22 protein-coding genes are annotated in these 25,045 nt (G+C 73.6%); 19 read left to right on the top strand and 3 right to left on the bottom strand.

All coding sequences use genetic code 11. The features are described from left to right. Positions 1-18: 18 nt before the first annotated feature. Positions 19-1,224 carry a phosphoglycerate dehydrogenase gene (serA, locus tag ACFQWG_RS06485; protein WP_380973353.1) on the bottom strand — a complete coding sequence of 402 codons (1,206 nt, stop codon included), beginning with the start codon at positions 1,222-1,224 and terminating at the stop codon, positions 19-21. 4 nt (positions 1,225-1,228) lie between these two features. Further along, a complete protein-coding gene (locus ACFQWG_RS06480) occupies positions 1,229-3,547 on the bottom strand; it encodes a HelD family protein (RefSeq protein WP_380973351.1) in 2,319 nt (772 codons plus the stop codon). A gap of 237 nt (positions 3,548-3,784) precedes the next feature. On the opposite strand from ACFQWG_RS06480, the gene ACFQWG_RS06475 reads away from it, so the two are divergent. Further along, the gene (locus ACFQWG_RS06475; protein ID WP_380973348.1) at positions 3,785-4,951 is read left to right on the top strand and encodes a PAC2 family protein; all 1,167 of its coding nucleotides are present in this window, start codon (positions 3,785-3,787) and stop codon (positions 4,949-4,951) included. 27 nt (positions 4,952-4,978) lie between these two features. After that, entirely contained in the window at positions 4,979-6,256 is a 1,278-nt protein-coding gene (locus ACFQWG_RS06470) for an MFS transporter (protein WP_380973346.1), read from the top strand. On the opposite strand, the gene ACFQWG_RS06465 is transcribed toward ACFQWG_RS06470, so the two are convergent. Beyond that, positions 6,225-7,163 (bottom strand): spermidine synthase, encoded by a 939-nt coding sequence (locus ACFQWG_RS06465; protein WP_380973343.1) that lies wholly within the window; start codon positions 7,161-7,163, stop codon positions 6,225-6,227. The two genes, ACFQWG_RS06470 and ACFQWG_RS06465, sit on opposite strands and share 32 nt — an antisense overlap. An 89-nt stretch (positions 7,164-7,252) precedes the next feature. On the opposite strand from ACFQWG_RS06465, the gene dinB reads away from it, so the two are divergent. The 17 genes from dinB to ACFQWG_RS06380 all read left to right on the top strand — a co-directional run bounded on the left by dinB (position 7,253) and on the right by ACFQWG_RS06380 (position 24,963). Beyond that, positions 7,253-8,536, top strand: a complete 1,284-nt coding sequence (gene dinB / locus ACFQWG_RS06460; RefSeq protein WP_380973340.1) for a DNA polymerase IV — start codon at positions 7,253-7,255, stop codon at positions 8,534-8,536. Positions 8,537-8,561: 25 nt separating this feature from the next. Further along, positions 8,562-8,945: a DUF3040 domain-containing protein gene (locus ACFQWG_RS06455; protein ID WP_380973337.1), complete on the top strand. Its 384-nt coding sequence runs from the start codon at positions 8,562-8,564 to the stop codon at positions 8,943-8,945. 444 nt (positions 8,946-9,389) lie between these two features. Then, positions 9,390-9,821: a division/cell wall cluster transcriptional repressor MraZ gene (gene mraZ, locus ACFQWG_RS06450; protein WP_380973334.1), complete on the top strand. Its 432-nt coding sequence runs from the start codon at positions 9,390-9,392 to the stop codon at positions 9,819-9,821. 114 nt (positions 9,822-9,935) lie between these two features. After that, complete coding sequence (gene rsmH, locus ACFQWG_RS06445; RefSeq protein WP_380973332.1) at positions 9,936-10,916, top strand: 16S rRNA (cytosine(1402)-N(4))-methyltransferase RsmH; 981 nt, start codon at positions 9,936-9,938, stop codon at positions 10,914-10,916. After that, positions 10,913-11,311 (top strand): hypothetical protein, encoded by a 399-nt coding sequence (locus ACFQWG_RS06440; RefSeq protein WP_291496121.1) that lies wholly within the window; start codon positions 10,913-10,915, stop codon positions 11,309-11,311. Before rsmH ends, ACFQWG_RS06440 begins: the two co-directional genes overlap by 4 nt. A gap of 16 nt (positions 11,312-11,327) precedes the next feature. Beyond that, on the top strand, positions 11,328-13,091 hold the full coding sequence (locus ACFQWG_RS06435) for a peptidoglycan D,D-transpeptidase FtsI family protein (protein ID WP_380973329.1): 1,764 nt from the start codon (positions 11,328-11,330) through the stop codon (positions 13,089-13,091). A 46-nt stretch (positions 13,092-13,137) separates the two neighbouring features. Beyond that, a complete protein-coding gene (locus tag ACFQWG_RS06430; protein WP_380973326.1) occupies positions 13,138-14,538 on the top strand; it encodes a UDP-N-acetylmuramoyl-tripeptide--D-alanyl-D-alanine ligase in 1,401 nt (466 codons plus the stop codon). Next, positions 14,535-15,620, top strand: coding sequence for a phospho-N-acetylmuramoyl-pentapeptide-transferase (mraY, locus tag ACFQWG_RS06425; protein ID WP_380973323.1), 1,086 nt, complete (start codon positions 14,535-14,537; stop codon positions 15,618-15,620). Before ACFQWG_RS06430 ends, mraY begins: the two co-directional genes overlap by 4 nt. Then, positions 15,602-17,074 (top strand): UDP-N-acetylmuramoyl-L-alanine--D-glutamate ligase, encoded by a 1,473-nt coding sequence (murD, locus tag ACFQWG_RS06420; protein ID WP_380973320.1) that lies wholly within the window; start codon positions 15,602-15,604, stop codon positions 17,072-17,074. The genes mraY and murD overlap by 19 nt, the downstream gene beginning before the upstream one ends. Continuing rightward, complete coding sequence (locus ACFQWG_RS06415; protein WP_380973316.1) at positions 17,071-18,369, top strand: FtsW/RodA/SpoVE family cell cycle protein; 1,299 nt, start codon at positions 17,071-17,073, stop codon at positions 18,367-18,369. The genes murD and ACFQWG_RS06415 overlap by 4 nt, the downstream gene beginning before the upstream one ends. Beyond that, complete coding sequence (locus ACFQWG_RS06410; protein WP_380973313.1) at positions 18,366-19,481, top strand: UDP-N-acetylglucosamine--N-acetylmuramyl-(pentapeptide) pyrophosphoryl-undecaprenol N-acetylglucosamine transferase; 1,116 nt, start codon at positions 18,366-18,368, stop codon at positions 19,479-19,481. The genes ACFQWG_RS06415 and ACFQWG_RS06410 overlap by 4 nt, the downstream gene beginning before the upstream one ends. Continuing rightward, positions 19,478-20,884 carry a UDP-N-acetylmuramate--L-alanine ligase gene (gene murC, locus ACFQWG_RS06405; RefSeq protein ID WP_380973310.1) on the top strand — a complete coding sequence of 469 codons (1,407 nt, stop codon included), beginning with the start codon at positions 19,478-19,480 and terminating at the stop codon, positions 20,882-20,884. The genes ACFQWG_RS06410 and murC overlap by 4 nt, the downstream gene beginning before the upstream one ends. Continuing rightward, positions 20,881-21,867 carry a cell division protein FtsQ/DivIB gene (locus ACFQWG_RS06400; RefSeq protein WP_380973307.1) on the top strand — a complete coding sequence of 329 codons (987 nt, stop codon included), beginning with the start codon at positions 20,881-20,883 and terminating at the stop codon, positions 21,865-21,867. Before murC ends, ACFQWG_RS06400 begins: the two co-directional genes overlap by 4 nt. Positions 21,868-22,002: 135 nt before the next feature. After that, positions 22,003-23,289 carry a cell division protein FtsZ gene (gene ftsZ, locus ACFQWG_RS06395; protein ID WP_380976261.1) on the top strand — a complete coding sequence of 429 codons (1,287 nt, stop codon included), beginning with the start codon at positions 22,003-22,005 and terminating at the stop codon, positions 23,287-23,289. 9 nt (positions 23,290-23,298) lie between these two features. Further along, positions 23,299-24,045, top strand: a complete 747-nt coding sequence (locus ACFQWG_RS06390) for a polyphenol oxidase family protein (RefSeq protein ID WP_380973304.1) — start codon at positions 23,299-23,301, stop codon at positions 24,043-24,045. Between the two features lie 132 nt (positions 24,046-24,177). Next, on the top strand, positions 24,178-24,645 hold the full coding sequence (locus tag ACFQWG_RS06385) for a cell division protein SepF (protein ID WP_380973302.1): 468 nt from the start codon (positions 24,178-24,180) through the stop codon (positions 24,643-24,645). A 3-nt stretch (positions 24,646-24,648) separates the two neighbouring features. Further along, the gene (locus tag ACFQWG_RS06380; RefSeq protein ID WP_380973299.1) at positions 24,649-24,963 is read left to right on the top strand and encodes a YggT family protein; all 315 of its coding nucleotides are present in this window, start codon (positions 24,649-24,651) and stop codon (positions 24,961-24,963) included. Positions 24,964-25,045 lie beyond the last annotated feature (82 nt).

Genomic DNA, 25,045 nt, shown 5'->3' with positions numbered 1-25,045 from the left:
CCGGGCCGCGGCGGCGGCTCACAGCGGGGTGACGGTCAGGCGGACGGTGTCGGGCATCGTCGAGATCGCCTCGAGGGCCTCCATCGGGAGCTCGGAGGAGATGTCCGTGATCGCATAGCCGATGCCGCCAGCCGTGGAGAGGATCTGACCGTCGATGTTCGCGCCGGACTCGGCGAAGGTCTGGTTGACCAGGGCGAGCACGCCGGGGGTGTTGCGATGGATGAGGCGGATGCGGTAGCGGCTGGAGGCAGAGGGCCGCAGCTGCAGGTCCGGCAGGTTCACGCTCATCTCCGTGGATCCCGTGTCAAGGTAGTCGGCGAGCTTCGTGGACACGAACCGGCCGATGTCGAGCTGGGCCTCCTCCGTGGAACCCCCGATGTGGGGGGTGAGGATCACATTGTCCAGCCCGGTGAGAGGGGACTCGAAGGCTTCCCCGTTGGCCCGCGGCTCCTCGGGGAACACGTCGATCGCGGCTCCGCCCAGATGCCCGGAGACCAGGTGGTCGTACAGGGCCGTAATGTCCACGACGAACCCGCGGGACAGGTTGATGAACAGCGCTCCCTTCTTCATCTGCGAGAACTCGCGATCCCCGAAAAGGTTCGTGTTGCGGGACGACCCGTCGACATGGATGGAGACGATGTCCGCCTCGCGCAGCACGGACTCCATGGTCGGCATCTGGGTCGCGTTGCCCAGCGAGAGCCGCTCCACGGTGTCGAAGTAGATGACGTTGAGGCCCAGGGCCTCGGCCAGCACCGACAGCTGGGTGCCGATGTTCCCGTAGCCGATGATCCCCAGGGTGTGCCCGCGGACCTCGTGGGATCCCTCCGCGGACTTGTCCCACACTCCGCGGTGCATCCGCGAGTTCTTCACCGTCACGCGCCGGGTGAGGTCGATGATCTCCCCGACGGCCAGCTCCACGACGGAGCGGGTGTTCGAGTAGGGGGCGTTGAACGCGGCGATGCCGTGCCGGGTCGCCGCCGCCAGGTCGATCTGGTTCGTCCCGATGCAGAAGGCGCCGATGGCGGCGAGATGAGGGCGGGCGTCGAGGACGCGGGCCGTGACACGCGTCTTCGAGCGGATCCCCAGGACATCGACGCCGTCCAGGGCGCCGATCAGCTCATCCTCGTCGAGGGCGCCGCGGACCCGCGTCACCTCGATCCCCCGGGAGGCCAGGATGCGATCGGCATCCGGATGCGGGTTCTCCAGGAGCAGTGCGCGCGTCATGGTCTCATCGTGCCAGAGCCCGGATCTGAGGATCGGCCGTGTCCATCGCCGAGGGGAGTGCCCCGGCGGCCACCACGTGGAGGCGCCGGGTGGACCGGGTCATCGCCACGAAGAGGTCGCCGGTGCCGTCCTCGAGGATCTCGGAGGGCTCGATGAGGATCACGTCGTCGAACTCGAGGCCCTTGACGCTCACCGCGGACAGCAGCGACACCCGCTGGTCCAGACCCGAGTAGCCGACCGAGTCGGCCCCCCAGGCGCCGGCGCGCCGCGTGGCGACGACGACCGCCAGGCGCCCCCGTCCCGTGCCCGCCGTGGCGTCGAGGCGTCGGGTCTCCTCGGAGAGGACGCGCTGGACGTGCCCCCACATCGGGTCCTTCTCGCGGGGCGCCGCCTCGCGAACGCCCCCGGGCACCCGGGTGAGCGCGTAGGCGTCGGGGACGTCGCGCACGGCCCGGACGGGGTGGCGCACGGGATCCCCGACGTCCGCCATCGTGCGCTCCGCCAGCTTGATGAGGGTGGCCGGGGTGCGGTAGGAGATCGAGAGCACCTTCTCATCGGCGAGCGCCCGCGCGGCGGGGCCCAGCGCCGCACGCCACGTGCGCGGACGGCGATGTCCGCGACGCTGATCGAGGTCCCCGACGACCGTGAGGCTGAGAGAGGGGCACCGGCGCAGCAGCGCGCGCCAGGCCATGGGGGAGAGCTCCTGGGCCTCGTCGACGATGATGTGGCCATAGGTCCACGACCGGTCGGCCGCGGCGCGTTCGGCCAGGGGCGCCACCGTCCCCGCCTCCTCGACGGTGGCGGCCAGCGCGTCGGCGGTGACGGGGCTGTCCTCGAGCCCCATGTCCTCCAGCGTCGCCTGCGCGCGCCCGAGCTCGAGGTCCCGACGCCGGGCGCGCTCGGCAGCCTCGCGGGCGCCCACCGCCGCCGAGGGGCCGAGCAGCTCCTCCAGCTCGTCGACCAGAGGGATGTCGGAGACCGTGAGCGGCGCCCCCTTCGGGCGCGCGACCAGGGCGAGCTGCTCCGCGGACAGCCGCGGGGACGCCGAGGCATTGAGCCGGGCCAGACGGTCCGGGCGCGCGTAGAGGCGCTCGAGCAGGGCCGTTCCCGAGGTCGGCATCCACGCGAGGTTGATCGCGCGGCGCGCATCCACGGACTCGCGGACCTCCTGGCGCCACAGTTGGAGCTCCTCGGGATCGCGCTGGACCTGGGCGGCGTCGTCCTCGTCTGCGGCCTCCGTGAGCACCCGCTGGGCGAGGAGGTCCACGAGGCCCAGGGCGAAGGACTCCCGGGCGACGTTGTGCGGCTTCCCGCTGCGGCGCGCCCGCGTGCGGGCCGCAGCGACGTCGGAGACCGCCAGGGTGACCGGGTGCCCCCCGATGTCGAGCACCTGGTCGCGGTCCGGGAGGCGCTCGAGGTCGCGCACGGCGGCGGCGAGGACCCCCGCCCAGGCGGGATCCCCCTTCGCCCGGTCGACGTCCTCGGGGTCGACCGCGCCCGCGTGGACCCCCGGGACGAGGTCGCCGAGCGTCGTCGCCACCACGCCGGACTCGCCCAGGGAGGGGAGGACCTGCTCGATGTAGCGGAGGAAGACGCGCGAGGGGCCGACGATGAGGACACCGGAGCGCTCCAGGCGTTCGCGCTCCGCGTAGAGCAGGAACGCCGCGCGATGGAGGGCCACCGCCGTCTTGCCGGTCCCGGGCCCGCCCTCGACGACCAGGAGCCCGCGCCCGGGGGCGCGGATGACGCGGTCCTGCTCCGCCTGGATCGTGGAGACGATGTCCGTCATGCGCCCCTCGCGGGCCTGGGACAGCGCCGACATGAGCGCGCCCTCGCCCTGCAGTTCCAGCCCCTGCTCGCGGGCCGAGTCGGTGTCGAGCAACTCGTCCTCCAGCCCGGTGACCACCCGGCGTCGCGTGGCGATGTGGCGGCGCCTGGCGATGCCCTCCGGATGTGCGGCGGTCGCCTGGTAGAAGGCGCGTCCGGCCGGCGCCCTCCAGTCGATGAGCAACGGCGCCCCGTCCTCGTCCGAGATCCCGATGCGGCCGATGTAGCGGGATCCGCCCTCGCGCGGGTCGAGGCGCCCGAAGACCAGGCGCTCCTCCACCAGCCCCAAGCGCTCGATCAGCTCCCCGAAGTGGGAGGCGATGACGTCACGCTCGCGGTCGCCCTGCCCGGTGCCCACGCCATGGGAGGCGTTGACCTCGCGCAGGCTCGATCGGTACCCCTCGCGGATGCCGTCGAGCCGGGCGTACACCCGGTCGACGATCTCCTGCTCGATCCGCACCTGGTCCCCGAAGCCTGCGCTCCGCTCCTCGTCCACGCGATCGCACCCTTCCTCACCGGAAAACCGGTCCACTATTCTGCCCCATCGCGGCCGTGCCGCGCGCCGCGCGTTCCAGGACGGACGTTCCGGTCGGACGGGGGACCGCCCGATTCCACCCGTGGCGCAATCCGCGGGCCAGGCCTCGCCGCGGGTGCGCCCGCCGGGTACCGTGGGCATCGGGGACGGCAGTCCCCGCAGACAGCGACATGCGGGGCGACAGGGAGGAGGCGCGTGATGGGCAACACGGCACGGACAGGACGGGGAGTCGGGTTGTACCGCGAGGGGCCCGCCTCGGGCGCCCACGCCCCGATCCTGGTCACGCACTTCGACGGCGCGATGGACGCGGGCGCGGCGGGCGGCCTGGCGATCGAGCAGATGATGCGCTCGCTAGGCTCCCAGCGCGTCGCGACCTTCGACTCCGACCTGCTGATCGACTACCGCTCCCACCGGCCGGTCATGTCCGTGGAGAAATGGGTGACGACGGACATCGAGATGCCCGAGATCGCGCTGGACCTCATCCACGACGACATGGGGCATCCCATCCTGCTGCTGCACGGCCCCGAGCCCGATGCGCGGTGGGAGTCCTTCGGCGACGCGGTGACGGCCCTGGCGCGGGCGGCCGGCGTCGAGATCAGCTTCTCCCTGTACGGCATCCCGGCCGGCGTGCCGCACACGCGCCCGACCCCGGTCCACGTCCAGGCCACGGACGACTCGCTGATCCCGGATCAGCCGCAGATGCCGGGCACCATGCAGTTCCCCGCGCCCGTGTCGGGCTACCTCCAGGACCGGCTCGCGGGCGAGGGGATCGAGGGCGCGACCCTCATCGCGGCCGTCCCCTACTACATGGCGGAGAACTCGTATCCGCGCGCCGCGTCCGCCCTGCTCACCCGCCTGTCCGACTACGCGGACCTGTCGCTGCCGGTCGGCGACCTGGAACGCGGGGCCGCCGAGGAGATGGAGCAGGTCGCCTCCCTCATCGAGGGCAACGCGGAGGTCACGCGCACCGTGGAGGCCCTGGAGCACCACTTCGACGCCCTCGAGGGCGGCGACGACGCGGGGTCGGCCCCGACGCTGCCCGAGGACGCCTGGGACGGGTCCTCACCGGAGGACATCGGCGACGTCATCGAGGCCTACCTTGCGAACCGGGACCGACGTGAGCGAGAGTCTGACGGTGATCAGACGAGCGAGGCGAGCCAGGGGCAGACGGAGGACGGCGCCCGCACGGGCGGCGGGACGGCGATGGAGGAGCCCCGCCGCGAGCCCGCCGGGACGGAGCCTCGCCGCCCCGAGACGATCGAGGACGTGCTGCGGCGCCTCGGCGGCGCAGGCTCCGACGGGTTGCGTCGTGCCCGGCACCGCGCCGAGAACCCATGGGACCAGACGGGGTCCGAGCAGCCCTGAGCAGGCGGCGCGCGGGCGGCGCGCCCGGTGAGCGCCGCACCTGCGCGCCCCGCGCCGGCGTCGCGGGCGCTGGCGGTCTGGCTGGGCGCGATGACGGCCTACGTCTGCGCCGTGGCGGCCCGCACCTCCCTGGGCGTGGCCGGCGTCGAGGCGATGGACCGTTTCTCGATGTCGGCCGGCGTCCTCGCCTCCTTCTCCACCCTGCAGATCGGGGTCTATGCCGCGGCCCAGATCCCGGTCGGCATCGCCCTGGACCGGTGGGGTGCGCGCCGGCTGCTGGCCACCGGCGCCGTGCTCGTGGCCGTGGCCCAGACCGGGATGGCCCTGGCCACCGGCCTGCCCGCCGCCCTGTCCGCCCGCGTCCTGCTGGGGATCGGGGACGCGACGGCCTTCGTCTCCGTGCTGCGCCTGCTGCCCTCCTGGTTCTCCCCCTTCCGCATTCCCCTGTTCACGCAGCTCACCTCCATCATCGGCCTGCTCGGGCAGGTGATCTCGGCGGTCCCCTTCGTCTGGGTGCTCCACCGGGCGGGCTGGTCCGCGGCCTTCGCGATCATGGCGGGACTGGGCCTCGCCGCGGCGATGGCCGTCGGGGCGCTGGTCCGTGACGCGCCCGCCCCGGAGGCGGCCGGGGACGGCGCCGCCCGCGCGAGGACGAGGGAGCCGGTGCTCCTCACCGTGCGCCGGGTGCTGTCCTCCCCCTGGACATGGCTGGGGTTCTTCACGCACTGGAGCGGGGCCGGCCCCTCGACGGTGTTCACGCTGCTGTGGGGCGTGCCGTTCATGACGCTGGGCATGGGGATGACGAAGGCGCAGGCCTCCGCCGTACTCGTGGCCAACACGGCGGCGGGCATCGTCCTGGGGCCGCTGGTCGGCCAGCTCACCGCGCGCCACCCCCGCGGGCGTGTTCCCGGCGTGCTCGGCGTCGCCGGCGCGGTCGCCGTGGCCTGGAGCGCGGTCCTGGCGCCGGCCGCTCCCGCTCCCGCATGGGCGGCGCCGGTCCTGGTCGTCGTGCTGGCCGCGTCGGGCTGCGCGTCCTCCATCGGGTTCGACTTCGTGCGCCAGGGCGTCGAGCCGCATCGGCTGGGCACCGCGACGGGCGCGACGAACATGGGAGGCTTCGCGGCCGCGCTGCTGAGCGTCCAGCTGATCGGATGGCTTCTGGACCGCGGGTCGGCGGACCGCGCCTACGCCTGGCCCGACTTCCGGCTCGCGATGGCCGTCCAGGCGTTGGCCTGGGCGGTCGGCGTCGTCGGCGTCGCCGTCTCCGCCACCCTCATCCGGCGCCGGGCAGGCCGGGTGGTGTGAGCCCCGGGCCTGGGCCCGTCGGCGCGTCCTCGCGCGGTCGGGCACCAGCCAGCCAGCGCTCCAGGGCGGGACCCCGGACGGCGCGCGCGGGCAGGGGCAGTCGGCGCAGGAGCCGGTCCAGCTCCTCGGGGTCCATCCGGGGAGGACCCGCCCGACCCGGATCCGGGTGCGCCCCGGCGCCGGGTTCCCACGAGGGATCCGGCTTCTGGGCGACGATGACGACATTGCCCTGACGGGCGGCCCGCCCGACCTTCGGATCCCACACGGCGCAGGCGCCCGGAAGGACCGAGCAGACGGCTGCCACGTCGGGGCGCGCGTCGCGCGGGCCGCCATGGACGGCATTGGCCAGGTAAAGGCCGCCGGGACGCAGCGCCCGCGCCGCCGCGCGCACCGCTCCGGCGGTGAGGAGGGAGCCGGGCACCCTGCCGTGGTCGAAAGCGTCGCGCACGACGACGTCGCAGGAGCCCTCGCGGGCGGCCTCCAGCACGCCGCGACCGTCCCCCACCCGGATGCGCAGGCGAGGGCTTCGCGGCAGGGGGAACCATTCGCGGACGGCGACGGCCAGCGCGGCGTCGACCTCGACGGCGACCTGACGGGAACCGGGCCGTCGAACGTCCCAGGCCCAGGGCAGGGCGCAGGCGGCCGCCCCCAGGTGCAGGGCGCGCACCGGGGCGGGTTCGGGCAACCAGGCGCTCAGGGCCTGCGTCATCTGCTGCATGTACTCGAACTCGAGCTGGCCGGGATGGTCGACATCCACGCAGGAGGACTCGACGCCGTCGAGGAACAGGGTCGCGCGCGGCCCGTCCCACCACAGGGAGGCCGTGCCCGAGTCGACGGTTCGCTGCGCCTCCGCGGCATCGTCCCGGTGGGCGTCCCGGCCTCGCCCTCGTCCCTGTCGCGTCGTCACAGGGGAACCCTAGAGGACGGGCCCGGCCGCGGGGGCGAGGACGACTCCCGCCGCGGCCCGTACGATGGAAACGAGCGGAGGTGGGGCGCATGTCGAAGGCGCCACGGGATGGGCGCGCCCGTCGCGATTGGGGGGCGGATGACTCCGCGACGCCCGTGCTCCACGTCGACATGGACTCCTTCTTCGCCTCCGTCGAGCTGGCGGAGGATCCGTCTCTTGCCGGCCGCCCGCTGGTCGTGGGCGGAATGGGCACGCGGGGCGTCGTCACCTCGGCCACCTATGAGGCCCGCGCCGCAGGCGTCCACGCCGGCATGCCGACGGGCCGGGCGCGGGCGCTGTGCCCGGCGGCCCGATTCGTCCCGGTGCGTCACGGCGTGTACGGCGAGTACTCGCGCCGCGTGATGGCGATCCTGGGCCAGGTCACGCCCCTGGTCGAGCAGGTCAGCATCGACGAGGCGTTCCTCGACGTCTCCGGGTCGCGCCTTCGGCTCGGGCCGCCCGTCCGGATCGGCCGGGAACTGCGTCGCCGCATCCGCGCCGAGGTGGGCCTGCCGGCCTCCGTGGGCATCGCCGCGACGAAGGGGGTCGCGAAGATCGCCTCCTCCCATGCCAAGCCGGACGGACTGCTGCTGGTCCCGGCCGGGGCGACCGTCGACTTCCTGCACGGTCTGCCCGTCGGCGCGCTGTGGGGCGTCGGGGGACGCACCGGGCAGGTGCTCGAACGTGAGGGGATCGACACGGTCGGCGATCTGGCGCGCGCCGATGTCGGGCGCCTCACCCGGCTGTTCGGACCGGCACTGGCGCATCATCTCCACGACCAGGCCTGGGGGATCGACCCGCGCCGGGTGACGCCGGGCCGCGCCGAGAAGTCGGTGGGAACGGAGTCCACGTTCGACGTCAACGTCTCCGATCGCGCCCAGATCGAGCAGTTCATCCTCGGCGCCGCACACCAGTGCGCGAGGCGCCTGCGCGCCTCGGGGCTGGTCGCGTGGACGGTCGGGATCAAGATGCGCGACGCCGACTTCCACACGGTGACGCGCTCGACCACTCTGGCCGCGCCCACGGATGTCGGCCGCGAGATCGCGCGCGCCGCCGCCGCGCTGTTCGCCCGCGAGCCGATGCCCACCGGCGGCGTCCGCCTGTTCGGCGTGCGCGCGGAGAACCTCCAGGCCCGCGCCGGTGGCATCGCCGTGACCCTGGACGATGATCGGCGCCCCTTGGCGGCCGAACGGGCGATGGACGCGGTAGTGAGCCGCTTCGGAGGGGGAGCGATCCGTCCGGCGTCGCTGCTGGGCGAGTCGGATGGGGCGGGGGAGACCGCGACGAATGGTCCTGGGTCTTCCCGGGGCACTAGAATGGAACCGACTCGTTGACCGGTCCCGGCGCAGGAGGTGTGACGTGGCACTCTCGGAGCATGAGAGGGAGGTCCTCCAACAGATGGAGGACGACCTCCGCCGCGCGGACCCGGATCTGGCCTCGACGATGTCCTCCCATCCGTCCGACGGCACCCGGGCGCCCGCCTCCGGCGGACGGCTGGATCCGCGTCGCGTCGCGGCGGGCGCGGTGCTGGCCGTCGCCGGTCTGGGCGTCGTCCTGGCAGGGGTCGCCATCGGATACTCGATCTGGTCGATCCTCCTGGGGATCCTGGGCTTCGCGATGATGGTCGGCGGGGTCATGCTCGCCCTCCACACGGACGGCGGCCGCCGATCGCGCCGGGGCGGCGGATGGTCGCGTTTCGTCGCCCGCCAGGAGGACCGCTGGGACAAGCGCCAGGATTCCTGACGCCTTCCTCCGCCGGCGTGCCGCGTCTGAGGCCGCGCTGACGGCCTTCCCTCGCGCTGACCGCGGTCAGGGCCGAGAGCGGCTCGCGCCGGGCGGCGAGCCTTCCCCACTTCGCCCCACCCGTGGCTCCATCTCATCGGCCGCTCCGGTCGGCCACGGACGCCCGTCACGATCGGAATGGGATCCGACCTGCGAAGACGCGGGATCCTCGCGTGGCGGCCGCTACCGCCTGACGGCGGGCGCATCGCCCCGATGAGGCGGGCGCGGCGACGCGCCGGCACCGTCCCCGCCGAATTCCCTCCACCACGCTCCACCGGGTAGATCTGTGGGAATTCCAGGGAATTCTCCGGACGAGCCACGCCGAATTCCGCTCTTTGCGCGATCTGGTGGGGGGAAGTGGGTTAAAGTGGGGCAACCGGCCACGGAGTGGGGGAGGTGTGGCGCATGTTCCTCGGCACGTACGAGCCCCGGCTCGATGACAAGGGGCGTGTGATCCTGCCTGCCCGGTTCCGTGACGACATGGAGGGAGGGATCGTCCTCACCCGCGGTCAGGAACGCTGCGTCTACGCGTTCCCGGCCCAGGAGTTCGAGTCCATGACCGCGGACCTGCGCCGCGCGCCGCTGTCCTCGAAACAGGCGCGCGACTGGATCCGCGTGATGCTCTCGGGCGCCTACAAGGAGGTTCCGGACAAGCAGGGGCGCATCGTCGTCCCCGCCGATCTCCGTGCCTACGCAGGGCTCGACCGCGACCTCGCCGTCATCGGCGCAGGCTCCCGAGCCGAGATCTGGAACGCCGAGTCCTGGCGCGAGTACCTCGCCGTCCAGGAGGACGTGTTCTCCAACACCGCAGAAGAGATCATTCCCGGCATGTTCTGAGCGCCGACCGGGGTCTCCGCCCGCTGCCCTGACGTCACTTCCCCGACGGCAGGTCGCGGTGGGGGACCCCGGTCCGCGTCCCGGCCGGCCCGACGGACACCCAGGAGGTGAGGGATGGGCGCAGAGCGCACCGCGCGGGACCTCCACGTCCCCGTCCTCCTCGAGGAGTGCCTGGATCTCCTGGCTCCGGCTCTGGCCTCGTCGGACGCCGTGCTGGTGGACGCGACGCTGGGGATGGGCGGACACGCCGAGGGGGCGCTCCGGCGCTTCCCGGGCCTCAGGGTCGTCGGCATCGACCGCGATCCCGAGGCCATCTCGCTCGCCTCACGCCGTCTCGCCCCGTTCGGGGAGCGCTTCGCCGCCGTGAGGACCACCTACGACCATGTCGACGAGGTCGCCGCGGCCCACGGACGCGAGGGTGTGGTGGACGGCGTGCTCATGGACCTCGGCGTCTCCAGCCTCCAGCTCGACGAGGCCGAGAGGGGGTTCTCCTACAGCCATGACGCCCCGCTGGACATGCGCATGGACCCGACCGGCGGCCCGTCGGCCGCCGACCTCCTCGCCTCGGCGGACGAACGCGAGCTGACGCGCATCCTGCGCGACTACGGCGAGGAGCGCTTCGCGCAGCGGATCGCCCGGGCCATCGTCTCCGAACGCCGTGAGCGCCCGCTGACGCGGACCTCGCAGTTGGCGGACCTGGTGCGCGGCTCGATCCCCGCCCCGGCCCGGCGCACCGGCGGCAACCCCTCGAAACGGACGTTCCAGGCGCTGCGCGTGGCCGTCAACGACGAGCTGCGCCTCCTCGAGGACGCCCTCCCACGCGCGCTCGCCCATGTGCGCGTCGGCGGGCGGGTCGTCGTCGAGTCCTACCAGTCCCTGGAGGACCGCATCGTCAAGACGGTGTTCCGACAGGGTTCCGAGGACCGCGCGCCGGCCGGCCTCCCGATCGTGCCCGAGGGACTCGAACCGCCCCTGCGGCTGCTCACCCGGGGCGCCGCGCGCGCCGATGAGCGCGAACTCGCCCGCAACCCCCGTTCCGCGTCGGTCCGGCTGCGCGCCGTCGAAGTGGTCTCACCCTGGAGGAGTCGCCCATGAGCGCCAGCTCCGCGGCGCGGACGCGCCCCACATCGCGCCCCGACCATCTGCGCGCCCCGGCCGTCCCCGAGCTCCGGGTCGTCGAGGGCACGCTTCCCGTCAGGTCGGCGGTCCCGCTCGCCGTCGTCGCGCTCCTGGTGCTTCTCATCTCCATCATCGCGCCGATGGTCATCAACACCCAGATGGCGGAGACCTCCTTCGAGATCCGCGATCAGCAGCTCCAGCTCAATGAGCTGGACGCGGAGGCCTGGTCCCTCCAGTCCCAGCTCCAGCAGGTGAGCTCCCCCGTGGCCCTGGAGGAGGCGGCCCGCGCCCACGGGATGGTGCCCGCCGGACCCACCGGCTTCATCTCGCTGGAGGCCGGGACCGTCGAGGGCGGCGAGGCCGCGCAATGAGCGGGGGCCGACCGTCATGACACAGGCCAGGCGCGCCCGGTGGATCCTGGTGGTCGTCACCGTGGCGCTGCTGGTGTGCGCGGCACGGCTCTTCCAGCTCCAGATCGTCGAGGGGCCGACGCTCGCCGCAGAGGGGCAGGCCGTGCGCACCTCGGCCACCCAGGTCAATCCCCGCAGAGGCTCCATCGTCGACGCGACGGGAATGGTGCTGGCCGACTCGATCCAGACCTACCATATCGCCGTCAACCAGCGGAACATCCGTCAGTACGTCCACACCGAGACCCAGGAACAGGCCGACGGCACGACGGCGACGGTCACGGTGGGGCGCGGGCCGGCGGAGGCGGCCCGCCAGCTGTCCTCCCTGCTCGGGATCGACGCCGTCGAGCTCGGGGGGATGATGGTGGGCGACCAGACCTACGCCTACCTCAAGAAGAACGTGGACGCCGTCACCTACCGGAAGATCCGCGCCCTCGACATCTACGGGATCGAGTGGGAGGCCGTCTACCAGCGCACCTATCCCAACGGCAACACGGCAGCGCCGCTCATCGGGACCGTCGACGCGGAGGGGAGCGGCTCCTCCGGCCTCGAAGCGTCGATGGAGGACCTCCTCACCGGGACCCCGGGCGAGGAGGCGTTCGAGATCGCGCCCAATGGGGCGATCATGCCCGGCGGCAAGCAGACCACGGTCGAGCCCACGGACGGGGCCACCGTGGCGACGACGCTGCGCGGAGATCTCCAGCACTCCGTCCAGGAGATCCTCGACAACCGGGTCGCCGAGCACGACGCGGACTGGGGCGCCGTGGTCATCACGGACCCCTCGACGGGGCACATCCTCGTGATGGCGGACTCCGACTCCGTCGAGCCCGACAACGCCGCGCCCCAGACGGCGCGCGCCGTCCAGTACGCCTTCGAGCCCGGCTCGGTCGGCAAAGTGATCACCATGGCGACGGCGCTGGAGAAGGGCACCGTGACCCCCACGACCGTCTTCACGGTCCCGTACGCCCTCACGGACCTGCCCGACCAGGGGGAGCCCATCACGGACTTCCACGAGCACGAGACCGAGCAGCTCACCGCGACGGGAATCCTCGCCGAGTCCTCGAACACAGGGTCCGTGCTGGTCGGCCAGACCGTCACCGACCAGGACCGCTACGAGATGATGCAGGCCCTGGGCCTGGGGCAGTCCACCGGCGTCGAGCTGGCGGGCGAGTCCGCCGGGGTCCTCCAGACTCCCGACAAGTGGGCGGGGCGGGACCGCTATGTCTCGATGTTCGGGCAGTCCTACATGATGACGGCCCTCCAGGAGGCGACGCTGATGGCGACGATCGCCAACGGCGGAGTGCGCGTCCCTCCCAGGCTGGTGACGTCGTGGACCCTGCCCGACGGCACGGTCGGCACCCCCGACCCGGTCACGCCCGTCCAGGCGATGTCGGCGACGACCGCCTCCGAGTTGATCCGCATGATGGAGTCGACCGTGGACACCGACACGGGCACCGGACAGGCCGCCCGGGTGGACGGCTACCGGCTCGCTGTGAAGACCGGCACAGCCGACATCGTCGTCGACGGGCAGTCCATCGTGGTCTCCACGGTGGCGGGGATCGTGCCCGCGGAGTCGCCGAAACTGGCGGTCGCCGTGGTGCTCTACAATCCCAAGGTCGGAACGCTGTCCTCGGACTCGGCCGCGCCGCTGTTCAGCGAGGCGGTGACCCAGGCGGTGCGCAGCCTGGCCATCCCGGCCTCGACGACGCCTGCGGATCTGTATCCGACCAGCCCCGATGAATGAGCGGAGATCCGCACCAGGGGACCCTTTGGCCCCCGGAGGGAGGACGATGGACAGGCGCGCGAGCTGGATCGCCACGGCAGTGGGCGGCCGGTTGCTCGGAGACGACGTGACGGTGGGCGGCCCCGTCGTCACCGACTCCCGCGAGGCGTCCCCCGGCAGCCTCTATGTCGCGCGCCGCGGCGAGCGGGCCGACGGCCATTCCTTCGTCGCCTCCGCGGCCGGACGCGGCGCGGTCTGCGCGCTGGTCGAGCACGAGGTGCCCGGAGCCGGCCTCGCCCAGATCGTGGTCCCCGGGTCCACGGCCGCGCTGGGCGCCCTCGCCCATGCCCATCTGGAGGACCTGCGCCGCGAGGGCCCCCTCGACGTCATCGCGATCACCGGCTCCGCCGGGAAGACGACGACGAAGGACCTCCTGGCCCAGGTCCTCACGCGCCGGGCCGCCACCGTGTGGCCCCGGATGTCCTTCAACAACGAGGTCGGCGTCCCCCTCACCGTGCTCGGGGCGGACGCCGCCACCCGCCACCTCGTCCTCGAGATGGGCGCCTCAGCTGCGGGCGACCTCGCCTCCCTCACCCGCATCGCCGCTCCCGACGTGGCCGTGGAGCTCATGGTCGGCACCGCCCACCTGGGCGGGTTCGGGTCCCGCGAGGGCATCATGGCCGCGAAGGCGGAGCTGGTCGAGGGGCTCCGGCCCGAGGGCACGGCCGTCCTCAACGCCGACGACGACATGGTCATGCGCATGGTCCCCCTCGCCCCCGGCCCCGTCGTCCGCTTCTCCGCCTGCCAGGGGGTCGCCGCCGAGATCCGGGCGCGCGCCATCGACGTGGACGAGGACGACCGGGCCTCCTTCACGCTGGAGGCCCCCGACGGGACGGCCCGGGTGCGGCTGCGTCTCGTCGGCCGCCACCACGTCCGCAACGCGCTGGCCGCGGCGGGCGCCTGCCACGTCCTGGGGATCGGTGTGGAGGAGGCGGCCGCGGGCCTGTCCGCCGCAGGCCCACTCTCCCCCCACCGCATGGCCGTCTCCGACCTGGTCCTCGACGGGCGCCGCGTCACCCTGGTCGACGACTCCTACAACGCGAACCCGGACTCGATGAGGGCCGGCCTGGAGGCGCTGCGTTCCCTGTCGCGAGGACGGCGGATGGTCGCCGTGCTCGGCGAGATGTTGGAGCTGGGCCCCGACGCCGATCGGCTGCACCGCGAGGCGGGGCTGCGCGCCGCGGAGCTCGGCATCGGCGTGGTGGTCGCCCTCGGCCCGGGCGCCGGAGCGCTCGCCGGCCCGGAGCTCGGAGGCAGGCGCACCGCGCATGTCGACACCCCGGAGGCGGCGATCGATCTCGTCGGCGGAATACTGGAGGATGGGGACGTGGTCCTGGTCAAAGGATCGAACGGATCGGGCGCCTGGCGGGTCGCCGACGCCCTCGTGCAGGCGGGGGGTGCGCGATGATCGGCGTCATCGTCGCCTTCGCCGTGGGCCTCGTGCTCTCTCTGGGGCTCACCCCGCTCTACATCCGTTTCCTGGTCGCCCACCACTTCGGACAGTTCATCCGCCAGGACGGCCCCACGGAGCACCTGGCCAAACGCGGCACGCCCACGATGGGCGGCGTGGTCTTCATCCTGGCGACCGTGTTGGCTTGGCTGGCGGGCTCGCTGCTCAACGGGCACTGGCCGGACTGGTCGTCCACGCTCCTGGTCCTCCTCTTCGTCGGCCTCGGCGTCATCGGCCTGCTCGACGACGGCATCAAGATCCGCCAGGAGCGCTCCCTGGGCCTGCACGCCGGGGCGAAGGTCATCCTCCAGATCGCCGTCGGCACCGTGTTCGCGGTGCTGGCGCTCACCCGGCCGAACGCCCACGGGATCACCCCTGGATCCACGTCCGTCTCCGTGGCGCGGCCGACATCGGTGGATCTCGCCTGGGCCGGCGCGGCCGTGGGCGCCGTGCTCTTCGTGATCTGGGTGAACTTCCTGGTCGCGGCCTGGTCGAATGCTGTCAACCTCACCGACGGTCTGGACGGGCTGGCCACCGGGTCCTCGATCTTCGTGTTCGTCGCCTACATGCTCATCGCCCTGTTCCAGAACACGCAGTCGTGCTGGGGGCCCACGATCAACCAGGCGAACTGCTACGCGACGCGCGACCCCCTGGGGCTCGCCGTCTTCTGCGCGGGCCTGGTCGGGGCGCTCGCCGGGTTCCTGTGGTGGAACGCCTCGCCCGCCCAGATCTTCATGGGCGACACGGGATCACTGGCCCTGGGAGGGGCCGTGGCGGGTCTGTCCGTGCTGACCAACACCGAGTTCCTCGCGGTCGTCATCGGCGGGCTCTTCGTCGTCACGACGATGTCCGACGTCATCCAGATCGGCGTCTTCAAGCTCACGCACAAGCGCGTCTTCCGAATGGCCCCGCTCCACCACCACTTCGAGCTCAAGGGGTGGAAGGAGATCACCATCGTCATCCGGTTCTGGCTGATCGCCGCCTTGTTCGCCGTCATCGGCATCGGGCTGTTCTACGCGGAATGGGCGTCACAGCTGTGAGCGCGACGATGGAGGGCATCGCGGGACCCGTCGCCGTCGTCGGGTGGGGGCGCTCCGGCCGGGGGGCGGCCCACGCGCTGGCGTCGCGCGGGTACGAGGTCGTCGCCTTCGACCAGCGCGAGCGCTCCGACTCGGACGGGGAGGAGATCACGGACGTCGAGGTGCGCGTGGTCCCCGGGGACCGGGAGATCGCGGACGCCGTGGTGGCGATGGGCCCGGCGCTCGTCGTGGTCTCCCCGGGCGTCGCCCCGCACACGCCCGTGTGGCGGGCGTCCCTCGCCGCCGGCCTCCCCCTGTGGGGCGAGGTCGAGCTGGCCTGGCGGCTCCAGGAGTCGGGCCCCCACGCGGGGCGCCCCTGGCTGACCGTGACGGGCACGAACGGCAAGACCACCACCGTGGGGATGCTGGGCTCCATGCTGCGCGCGGCTGGGGAGGACGCCCTGGAGGTCGGCAACATCGGGACGCCGATCACCCGCGCCGTCGACTCCGAGGCGGCCGTCTTCGCCGTCGAGCTGTCGAGCTTCCAGCTGGCGACGGCCCTGACGGTGTCCCCGCAGGCGTCCGTGTGCCTCAACGTCGACGCCGACCACCTGGACTGGCACGGCAGCGAGGAGGCCTACGCGCAGGCGAAGGCCCGCGTCTACGAGCGCACCCGCCTCGCGTGCGTCTACCCGGCGTCCGACCCCCGCATCGAGCGCATGGTCGAGGAGGCCGACGTCGTCGAGGGCGCTCGAGCGATCGGGACGACGTTGGGCGCGCCGGATGTCTCGCAGGTCGGGATCGTCGAGGACGCCCTCGTCGACCGCGCGTTCCTGGACAACCGGCGTCACGAGGCCCTCCACCTCGCCTCGTTCGCCGACCTCGCCCACATCGCGGGCGCCGATCCCTCACCGGCCCTCCTGGCCGACGCCCTGTCCGCCGCTGCCCTGGCGAGGGCCCACGGCGCGGCCCCGGACGCCGTCTCCCAGGGCCTGAGGGACTTCCACCCGGCGGCCCATCGCCGCGCCGTCATCGGCCGGGCCGCGGACCTGCTGTGGATCGACGACTCGAAGGCGACGAACGCCCACGCCGCCGCCGCCTCCCTGGCGGGCATCCGGCCGGGCACGGCCATCTGGGTGGCGGGAGGGGACGCGAAGGGCCAGGACTTCGACCGGCTCGTCGAGCGCGTCGCGCCGCTGCTGCGCGGCGTCGTCCTGATCGGCGTCGACCGGGAGCCCCTGCGCTCATCCCTGGCGCGTTTCGCCCCGTCCGCGCCGGTCGTCGAGGTCGGGGCCCATCCCGACTGGATGTTCTCCGTCGTCAACGAGGCCGTGGGCCTCTCACGCCCGGGGGACACGGTGGTCCTCGCGCCCGCCTGCGCCTCCTGGGACCAGTTCGACGACTACGGCCAGCGCGGGGACGCCTTCACGGGAGCGGTCCGCCGCCTGGCCGAGCAGTGGGGGGAGCGGACGTGAGCGGCTTGCGCCGGCGTCCGCGGCTTCCGCGCGTCGAGTTCGGGACAGCGCATCCCGCTGCCGCGTCTCCGGTGGCGACGTTCTACCTGATCGTCATCCCCGCCCTCATCCTGTGCGGCTTCGGGCTGCTCATGGCGTTCTCCGCCTCGGCCGTCACGAACATCGCGGCGGGGGCGAGCCCCTATGAGGCCTTCCTGCGCCCGCTCCTCATCATCGTGGTGTCGCTGGCCTGCGCCGCCGTCGTCCAGCTGGTGCCCGAGCGGATCTGGTCGCGCGGAGCCCCCTGGGTCTTCCTCGCGGCGCTGATCATCCAGTGCCTGGTCGTCACGCCGCTGGGCGCCACGGAGGGGGGCAACCGCAACTGGATCCACATCCCCGGCGTGCCGACGCTCCTCCAGCCCTCAGAGTTCCTCAAGCTGGCGCTCGCCTTGTTCCTCGCCGCCTCGCTGGCCCGGCCCGGCGCCCGCCTGCGCGACTGGCGCCAGATGGCGGCCACCGCGGGGCTCCCGGTCCTGGCGGCGCTGGGCGCCGTGATGCTGGGGCACGACCTGGGGACCGCGCTGGTCGTCTTCGCCTGCGCGCTTGGCGCGTTGTGGGTGGCTGGGCTGCCCGGCGGGTGGTTCGCCGTGCTGGGGGGCGCGTCCGTGCCCGCCCTGGCCTTCTTCATCGTGCAGAACCCGACGCGCCTGCAGCGCGTCATCGACGTCCTGCCCGGACACGGCGCCTCCCGGTCGACCACGGCTCCGGAGCAGATCGACCACGCCCTGTGGGCCCTGGGATCGGGAGGTCTCCTGGGCCTGGGCCCCGGGGCCTCCCGGGAGAAGTGGGAGTACCTCCAGGCCGCCCACACCGACTTCGTCCTCGCGATCATCGGCGAGGAGTTCGGCCTGCTGGGGACGTTGACGGTTCTCGTGTGCCTGGGGCTGCTCGTGTGGGGGATGATCCGCGTGTGCCGGGAGAGCACCTCCGGGTTCGCGCGCGTGACCAGCGGCGGAGTAGCCGCATGGATCGGCGCGCAGGCCCTGCTCAATATCATGTCCGTGACGGGGATCGGCCCCGTCATCGGGGTCCCGCTGCCGCTGGTGTCCTACGGCGGATCCTCCTTCCTGTTCACGGCGTGCGCAGTCGGGATCGTCGCGTCCTTCGCCCGCGCCGACGCCGGGATGCGGATGATCGGCTCGCCCGCTGAGGGACCTGCCGGCCGCGACCCGCGCCGCCCGCCCCGACGCAGGAGCCCGGGACGCCCCGGCGCGCACCGGGCCGCGCCCGCGACACCGAAGGAGGCACGCCCATGAGCCCGAGAGTCGTCCTGGCGGGCGGGGGAACCGCAGGCCACGTCAACCCGCTGCTGGCCACCGCCGGCGAGCTGCGCTCGCGCGGGTGCGACATCGTCGTGCTGGGCACCGCGCAGGGGCTGGAGTCCGAGCTGGTCCCCGGTGCCGGGTACCCTCTGGTCGCCATCCCCCGCGTGCCCCTGCCGCGCCGCCCGACGCCGGCCCTGCTCACGCTGCCCGCGCGCTTCCGCGGCGCCGAGAGGCAGGCCCGCCAGGCGATCCGCGGCGCAGACGCCGTGGTGGGCTTCGGCGGCTACGTGTCCACACCCGCCTACCGTGCGGCGCGGGCCGAGGGCGTCCCCGTCGTCATCCACGAGCAGAACGCCCGCCCCGGCCTGGCCAACCGGTTGGGGGCCCGGACGGCCGCGGTGGTGGCCCTCACCTTCGCCTCGACGCCGCTGCGGGCCCGCGGCGGACGGACCGTCACCGTCGGCCTGCCGCTGCGCCCCGCGATCGCCTCCCTGGCCCGCGCCCGGGCGACCCCCCAGGGGAGCGCGCGGGCGCGCCGGGAGGCGGCCGCCCGGCTCGGCCTGGACGCCGGGGCCCGGACGCTGCTCGTGACGGGCGGGTCCCTGGGAGCCCAGCACCTCAACGAGGCGGTGACGCGGGCCGCCCCGGCGCTGCCGCCCGGCGCGCAGGTCCTCCACCTCACCGGGCGCGGCAAGGATCGGGAGGTCCGCGAGGCCGTCGCCCGGGCGGGCGCGGGCGAGCGTTGGAGGGTCCTCGACTACCTCGTGACCATGGAGGACGCGCTGGCCGTCGCCGACCTGGTGGTGTGCCGCTCGGGGGCGGGGACCGTCGCCGAGCTGCAGGCCCTGGGGCTGCCGGCCGTCTATGTGCCCCTGCCCATCGGGAACGGGGAACAGCGCCTCAACGCCGCGGACCACGTGGCGGCCGGCGGAGCCGAGCTGGTGGCGGACGCCGACCTCACGCCGCAGGTCGTCGTGGAACGCGTGTTCGCGCTGCTGGCGTCCGACAAGCTGGGCCGCATGGCGCGGGCGTCGGCGGCGCTGGGATGCACCGACGCCGCGGGCGCCCTCGCGGACCTGGTGCTGGGCCTGATCGGGGCATGACGACGGAGGGAAGAGGACAGATGACGGACCGGGCGTTCCATTTCATCGGCGTCGGGGGGGCGGGGATGTCGGTGGTCGCCGAACTGCTGGCGGACCGCGGGATGAGGGTGAGCGGCTCCGACCAGGCCGACGGCCCCGCCCTCGACCACCTGAGATCCCTGGGCGTCGACGTCCACGTCGGCCATGACGCGGCGAACGTGCCGCCCGGGGCCGTGGTCGTCGTCTCGAGCGCCGTGCGCGACTCGAACGTGGAACTGGCCTGCGCGCGGGGACGGGGGCAGCGGGTCCTCCACCGTTCCCAGGCCCTCGCGCTGGCGGCCTCCGGGATGCGCTTCGTCGCCGTGGCCGGCGCCCACGGGAAGACGACGACCTCGGGGATGCTGGTCATCGCGCTGCGCGAGGCCGGCATGGACCCCTCGGCCGCCATCGGCGGCGTGGTCCCCCAACTGGGGGCCGGGGCCCTCCTGGGGCGCGGCGACGTGTTCGTCGCCGAGGCCGACGAGTCGGACGGGTCCTTCCTCAACTACAGCCCCGCGGTGGAGGTCGTGACGAACGTCGAGCCCGACCACCTCGACCACTACGGCACGCGGGAGGCCTTCGAGCAGGCCTTCGCGGACTTCGCCGACCGTCTGGGCCCCGGCGGCGTCCTCGTGTGCTGCGCAGAGGATGCGGGCGCCCGGCGCCTGGCGCTCGCGGCCGCCGCGAGCGGACGCGCGGTGCGCACCTACGGCCGGCCCGAGCGCTGCGATCCCGCTCCCGACGTGCGCGTGGAGGAGGTCCGGGAATCCTCCTCGGGGTCCCGGGCGGCGCTGGTCGACGGCGCCGAGCGCGTCGGGCTCACCGTGTCGGTCCCGGGCGCGCAGAACGTGCTCAACGCGGCGGGGGCGTGGACGGCCGGCGTGGCGCTGGGCGTGGCCCCGGAACTCATGGCCCGCTCGCTGGCCGCCTTCCGCGGGACGGCCCGGCGCTTCGAGGCGCGTGGGCGCGTGGGCTCGCGGCGCCTCTTCGACGACTACGCGCACCACCCCACCGAGGTCGCCGCCGCCCTGGCGGAGGCCCGGCTGGTCGCCGGGGACGGGCCGGTGACCGTCGTGTTCCAGCCGCACCTGTACTCGCGGACCCGCGCCTTCGCGGACCGCTTCGCTCGCGCCCTGGGCGCCGCGGACGCCGTGGTCGTCACCGGCATCTACGGGTCGCGCGAGGACCCGATCGAGGGCGTCGACTCCTCCCTGATCACGGACCGGCTGCCCGGCGCGCGGCTCGTGCCCGACCTTCACGAAGCCGCCCGGGCGGGCGCGCGCCTGACCGGCGACGGAGGGATCCTGGTGACCATGGGCGCCGGCGACATCACGACGGTCGGCGACGACGTCCTCGACGAGTGGCGCAGGGAGGACCAGGCGTGAGGCAACCGCCCCGTCCGAGGAGCACGGCCTCCCCCGAGGGGACCGGACGGTCCGCGGGGGAGCAGGCCGAGCGCGGGCGGGCCCCCGGAGTCGGGGACGGAGCCCCGCAGCCGCGCACGCGGACGGAGGAGAAGAAGGCGGCGGGGCGCCGGCGCGTTGAGGTCGCCCGCGTCCGCCACCCTGTCCGGATGGAGGGGCCGGTCGGCGCCGCGGACGCCGCGGAGATCCTGGGATCCCACGAGGAGGGCGTCTCGGAGGGTCTGCCCGCCCGCCTGGAGGAGCGCCGCCGGGCCCGCCGGCACCTGAGGGCCGTCCGCGCGGCGGTCCTCGTCGCCATGCTCGGCACCGTCGCGGTCGTGGTGTGGGCGGTGTTCGCCTCCCCCCTCCTCCGCCTGAGCGGGGACGCCGTCGAGGTCCAGGGTGCGACGGGCGCCCTGTCCGCCGACGAGGTGCGCGCCGCGGTCGAGCCCTTCGAGGGCACCCCGCTGGTCCTCCTGGACACCGACGAGGTCGCCCGCGCCGTCTCGGCCCTGCCCCTGGCGCGCGACGTCACGGTGGCGCGTGACTGGCCGGACGGGGTGAGGGTCGGCGTGACCGTGCGGACCGCTGCCATGGCCGTGTCTGCGGACGGCGGCGTCCAGCTGGTCGACGACCAGGGGGTCGTGGTGGGCGAGCAGGCGGAGAGGCCCGACGGGCTGCCGCTGGCGGTCCTGCCCGACGACGGGCAGGCGCAGGCGCGGACCCAGGCGGCCGGTCAGATCGGGACCGTGTGGGCGGCCCTGCCCGAGGACCTGCGCGCCCAGGTGGGCACGATCTCCTCCGACGGCGCGCAGGTCACGCTCTCGTTGGCGGGCGGGCAGACGGTGCGGTGGGGGACCGAGGAGGACTCCGACCTCAAGGCCCGCGTGCTGGCGGTGCTGCTCGCCCAGCGGCCGGCGACGACCTATGACGTCTCCGTCCCGACGCGCCCGGTGACCTCATGAGGCGCGGTGTCCCGACACGCCCGGGGCTGGCCTTGAAGGACGGGCCGGGCTTCCCTACCTTCTTCCCGGCAGAGGGCAGGCTCAACCTGAACCGTGAAGCAGAGCTTGAAGGTTGACGAGGCGTTGGGGGATGACGTGGCGACACCGCAGAACCATCTGGCAGTGATCAAGGTCGTGGGCGTCGGCGGCGGCGGCGTCAATGCCGTCAACCGGATGATCGAGGTCGGCCTCAAGGGGGTCGAGTTCATCGCCGTGAACACGGACGCCCAGGCGCTGCTCATGTCCGACGCCGAGACGAAGCTCGACATCGGGCGGGACCTCACCCACGGCCTGGGGGCCGGCGCGGACCCGGCCGTGGGCCGCCAGGCCGCGGACGACCACTCCGATGAGATCGCCGACTCCCTGGAGGGGGCCGACATGGTCTTCGTCACCGCCGGGGAGGGCGGCGGCACGGGCACGGGCGGCGCCCCGATCGTCGCGAAGATCGCCCGCACCGCGGGGGCACTGACCGTCGGCGTCGTCACGCGGCCCTTCTCCTTCGAGGGCAACCGCCGCGCCGCCCAGGCCGACGCCGGGGTGGAGGCCCTGCGCTCCGAGGTCGACACCCTCATCGTCATCCCCAACGACCGGCTCCTGGAGATCTCGGACCAGAACATCTCGGTGCTGGACGCCTTCCGCGCCGCCGACCAGGTGCTGCTCTCCGGCGTCCAGGGCATCACCGAGCTCATCACGACCCCCGGCCTGATCAACGTCGACTTCAACGACGTGAAGTCCGTCATGAAGGACGCGGGATCGGCGCTCATGGGCATCGGCTCCGCGACCGGCGAAGACCGCGCCCTGCGCGCCGTGGAGACCGCGATCTCCTCCCCGCTGCTGGAGGCCTCGATCGACGGGGCGCATGGCGTGCTGCTGTTCTTCCAGGGCGGCTCGGACCTGGGGCTCCAGGAGATCTTCCAATCCTCCCTGCTCGTGCGCGAGGCCGCCCACCCCGAGGCGAACATCATCTTCGGCAACGTCATCGACGACTCCCTGGGCGACGAGATCCGCGTGACGATCATCGCCGCCGGTTTCGACGACTCGGGCGAGCCGCCCGCACCCGCCGCCCAGTCCTCGGCCGCGCCGGCCCCGGCCGCGGTCCCCGCCCCGGCCCCCTCCGCGATGGAGCCGGCGCGCCCGGCTGCCGTCCCGCAGGAGTCGCGCCCACTGGGCACGCTGCCCCAGACGGGCAGCGGACACGGGATCCACCGCGCGGTGCCCGAGGTGCCCACCCGCACCGGGTCCCTGCCCCTGGGTCATGTCCCCCCGCCCGCCCCGCCGCGCCGGGAGGCCCGCGAGGAGGACAAATCCCTTGAGGTGCCGCGCATCTTCGACGAGGACGAGGCCGGCGGCGACGATCTCGACATCCCGGAGTTCCTCCGCTGACCGGCGGACATGGACACGCGTCTTCTTCTCGGCGCCGCTCCGGCCCTTCTCACCGCGGCCGGACCGGGCGGCGGCTCCCTGCGCGCGAACCTGGCTCTGAACGTCGGCGACGATCCGGCCCTGGTGCACGGCCGGCGGGCCGGCCTCTCGCGGCGCCTCGGCCGGGCGGTCGTGTGGATGGCGCAGACCCACTCGACGCGCGTCGACGTGGTGTCCGGCTCTGACGCCGGACGGTGGGAGGGCCCGGAGTGGGGCCCCTTGGAGTGCGACGGGGTGGTGGTCGACGCGCGCGACTGGCCCGGCGCGCCCGCTGTGGCCGTGGTGGTCGCGGACTGTCTACCGGTGCTGCTGGCCACCGCCGACGGGATGACCGTCGCCGCCGTGCACGCCGGGCGCCGGGGGCTCGCCGGGGGCATCCTCACCGAGGCGGTCGCCCGTCTGCGCTCCCTGCGCGGGGAGAGCGCCGAGGTGCACGCGGTGATCGGGCCCGCGATCTGCGGGCGCTGCTATGAGGTCCCCGACTCGTTGCGCGCCGAGGTCGCCCGCACCCATCCGGCCGCGTGGGCGACGACCTCATGGGGCACGGCCTCCTTGGACCTGCCCGCCGCGGCGCGCGAGGAGCTCGCCGGGCTCGGCGTGGACGTCCGGGCCGTCCGGGCCGTGGGGGCCTGTACGCGCGAGACCCCGGTCCTGCACTCCTACCGGCGCGACCCCGCCTGCGGCCGCCAGGCCGGGGTGATCGCGCCCGCGCGGTGACAGCGGAGCGGATGACGGGCGTTCGCCGGGCGGCGCGCCCGACCAGCGACATGCCGAGCGCGCCGCCCCGAGCGGCGCCCGCCGGTGCGTTAGCGTGACACCACGGGATCTCAGGCAGGTGAGGAGACGCAGATGGGTGACTCGTTCGGCAACAGGGCGCGGAGGTTCATGGGCTGGTACTCCCCCGAGGACGTCGAGTCCGAGGAGGAGGGCTTCGGGGCCTTCGACGAGGTCGCTGAGGAGGACCCGGCGGACTCCGGCGTCGTCAGCCCCCTCAGGCGCGAGGCCGATCGCCCGCGCGCGGCGGCCGCTCCGGCGGCGGACCTCAGCCGCATCGTCACGGTGCATCCCGGCTCCTACAACGACGCGCTGCCCATCGGGGAGTCATTCCGCAAGGGCGTGCCCGTCATCATCAACCTCACGGACATGTCCGAGGCCGAGGCCCGCCGTGTCATCGACTTCGCCGCCGGCCTGACCTTCGGCCTCCACGGCGTCATCGAGCGCGTGACGAACCGCGTGTTCCTGCTCTCGCCGCACACCGTCGAGGTGAGCGGCGACATCACGGGCGCGCGGCGCGGCGCGCTGTTCAACCAGGGCTGAGCCATGGCCCTGGTCATCCTCGGCGGTCTGATCCGCGCGGCCGCCGGCCTGTACCTGCTGGTCATGCTCGTGCGGATGGTCATCGACTGGGTCCGCATCCTGTCCCCGCAGTGGCGTCCCTCCGGAGTGATCCTGGTCGTCGCGAACGTCGTCTACGCCCTGACCGACCCGCCCCTGCGGGCGTTGCGCCGCCGCATCCCTCCGCTGCGCCTGGGGGGAGGGATCGCCCTCGACGTGGGGTTCATGGTCCTCTTCCTCGCGGTGATCGTCGTCCAGTGGCTCGGCGGGCTGCTGCAGGTCATGGGGCAGACCGGCTGATCCGGGGGCGGATCTCCCCCGGCACGGGCCGTGTCGGTGTGACGCGTGTGAAAGCAGTTGCCGAAGGTGCACACGTGTCGAC

The organism is Schaalia naturae, from assembly GCF_042665795.1.
Lineage (GTDB): Bacteria > Actinomycetota > Actinomycetes > Actinomycetales > Actinomycetaceae > Pauljensenia > Pauljensenia naturae.
Note: the sequence above shows the minus strand (reverse complement) of the source record. Positions and strands in the feature narration are given on the sequence as shown.